Source organism: Thauera aminoaromatica S2, from assembly GCF_000310185.1.
In the GTDB taxonomy this organism is placed as follows: Bacteria; Pseudomonadota; Gammaproteobacteria; order Burkholderiales; family Rhodocyclaceae; genus Thauera; species Thauera aminoaromatica.
In genome coordinates, this window is sequence record NZ_AMXD01000248.1 from 1 (window position 1) to 2,485 (window position 2,485).

The 2,485-nt window shown below is 67.5% G+C and carries 2 protein-coding genes; both read right to left on the bottom strand.

The annotated features are described in order from the left end of the window. Positions 1 to 70: 70 nt before the first annotated feature. Complete coding sequence (gene istB, locus C665_RS19250) at positions 71 to 868, bottom strand: IS21-like element helper ATPase IstB (protein WP_004298999.1); 798 nt, start codon at positions 866 to 868, stop codon at positions 71 to 73. Continuing rightward, positions 865 to 2,361, bottom strand: coding sequence for an IS21 family transposase (gene istA / locus C665_RS19255; protein WP_040828304.1), 1,497 nt, complete (start codon positions 2,359 to 2,361; stop codon positions 865 to 867). The genes istB and istA overlap by 4 nt, the downstream gene beginning before the upstream one ends. Between the last annotated feature and the right edge of the window lie 124 nt (positions 2,362 to 2,485).

The window sequence follows — 2,485 nt, forward strand, 5'->3', positions numbered from 1 at the left end:
TGCCCAGCGTCAATTACCTTGGCCGGTCGACGTCAATTATCCTGGCCGGTGGAAGCGAGGCATGAGGGGTTCAGCCTTTCGGCTTTGAGGTGTTGAGGGTGCGTTGCTCAGAAGGGGCGAGCCCCTTCTGAGCAACGCGGCGGCGGAAGCTTTCCACGTTCATCTCGAAGAGCGTGGCGTGATGCACGAGCCGGTCGACGGTGGCCAGCGTCATGGCCGGTTCGGCAAAGACGTGGCCCCACTCCGAGAACGGCTGATTCGCAGTGATGGCCAGGCTTCTGCGCTCGTAGCGCTCGGCGATGAGCTCGAAGAGCACCGAGGTCTCGCCCTGGTCGCGGCGGACGTAGCTGAAGTCGTCGCAGATCAGCAGGTCGAAGCGGTCGAGTTTGGCCAGCTCGGCCGGCAAGCGCAGATCGCGCCGGGCGGCCTGCAGGCGCTGCACCAGATCGCTCGTGCGGGTGAAGAGCACGCGGTAGCCACGTTCGATGAGGGCGTGGCCGATACTGGCGATCAGGTGCGTCTTGCCAACACCCGGTGGTCCGAAGAGCAGGATGTTCGCGCCTTGTTCGAGCCAGCTGTCGCCCTCGGCCAGCGCGGTGACGTGCGCCTTGGAGACCGTCGGCACGGCCGTGAAGTCGAAGGCCGACAGGCGCTTGTCCGGCGGCAAGGCGGACTCGGCTCGATGGCGGTCGATGCGGCGCGTCTCGCGCTCGTGCATCTCGTGCTCGCACAGGGCGGCCAGAAACCGCTCGGCCGGCCAGCCTTCGCGGTTCGACTGCTCGGCCAGCGCCGACCACAGCCGCTTGATGGTGGGCAGCCGCAGCTCGGTGAGCATCATGGGCAGCGTCGCCGTCTCGATGACGCTCATGCCGCCACCTCGTACAGCGTGTCGTAGACCGACAGCGCGGGCAACGACACAGTGACCGCCGGCATGGGCGTCTGGCGCGGCGCAAAGCGCGCCTCGAGTCCTTCGAGATCGGGCAAGGTGCCCGCCTGCAGCAAACCCCCGAGGATCTGCGCGAGTTGGACCTCGCACGCGCCGCGTGCGGCCAGATCAAGCAGCCCCACCATGAGCTTGCAGGCCTGGCGCTCGGGCAAGGTCTCGACCAAGCGCTCCCAGGTCTGCCGGTACTCGGCGCGGGGGAACATGTCGTCGCGCAGCGCCCAACGGGCAAAGGCGCCGGGTTTGCGCTTGAGCGCGGGCAGCAAGTGCCGGTAGTCGAGCTGCTTGCCGCGCCGCTTGCCTGCCGGCACCGCTCCGCGCGCGCTCTCGAACACGCACACCCCGCCCAGCCAGCCCTCGAGGCGCTCGGGGTAGAGGCGAAACTGGAGCCGATGGCCGATCAGGCGCGAGGGCACGCTGTAGAGCACGCGGCGGATGCTGACGGTGCTGAACTTGGTCACGCGCGCCTCGATCTCCTCGTACTCGCTGGTCCGGCGCATGGGGAGCTCAGCGAGCTGGCTGCGCTCTTCGGCCAGCCGCGTCTGGATGCGCCGGTTCAGGCGTGTGACGACCTCTGCGACGAACCGCTGATAGTCGGCTGTGGTGGCGAACTCGCGGTGCCCACGCAGCAGCAGCGCCTGCTCGAGCGCGCCCTTGAGGCTGCCTTGGCGCGATTCAATGGCGCCGTTCTCGTGCGACTGGCCCAGATTGTTCCGGCTCGGACGCAGGCCATAGTGCCGGCACAGATCTTCGTAGCGGCGCGTGAGCGTTTCCGCTTCGGCCAGGTTGTTGAAGGCGGCCGACAGGCTGTCGGTACGGTGTTCTTCGGGCACCCCACCCAGGGCCCACAGGGCATTCTGCAGACCCTGCGCCAGGGCGGCGAAGCTCTCGCCGCCGCACACGAGTTCAGCATGGCGCCAGCCCGAGTACGCCAGCGCGAACTGGTATAGGCGATGCGCGAAGTGTTCGCCGCCCACCGTGATCCTGAGTTCGTCACACACGGTGAAGTCCGACAGCGCCAAACGGCCCGGCGGATTGGCTTGCGAGAAGAACACCTCCTTCTCGTGTCCGTGCTCGGCGCGCCACATGCGGATCCGCCGCTGCAGGGTGCGCAGCACCCCATCGCCGAACACCTCACCGTGACGGCGCTGCAACTCCTCGAGCAGGGTTCGGCCCTGCAGCCCGGGTTCGCGCTCGAGCAAGGGCACCAGCTCCTGCTCCCAGACGTCCGCCAACGGATCGGCGCGCGTCCGCCATGTCCTCGGTCCGCGCTGCGACGGCAACCCGTCAGCCTGCTCGATGCGCCGTGCTGAGCGCACGCTGATGCCCATCCGGGCCGCCGCGATCTGCTGCGTCGCCTGCCTTCTTGCTTCCTTGTATTTGCGCACTTGTTGGTCCGTGATCTTCTTGCCGGGCACCGAGCGCCTCCCAACGCCTGTCGTCAGAAGAGCACTCTATCCCTCGCTTCCGGACCTTCCCGGCTGCAGATCCAACCGGCCAGGATAGTTGTCGTCGACCGGTCAGGTTAATTGTCGCCGGCCA

Excerpts from the sequence above, each read along its gene's own strand:
- istB (WP_004298999.1), bottom strand. The coding sequence starts at position 868 with ATGAGCGTCATCGAGACGGCGACGCTGCCCATGATGCTCACCGAGCTG.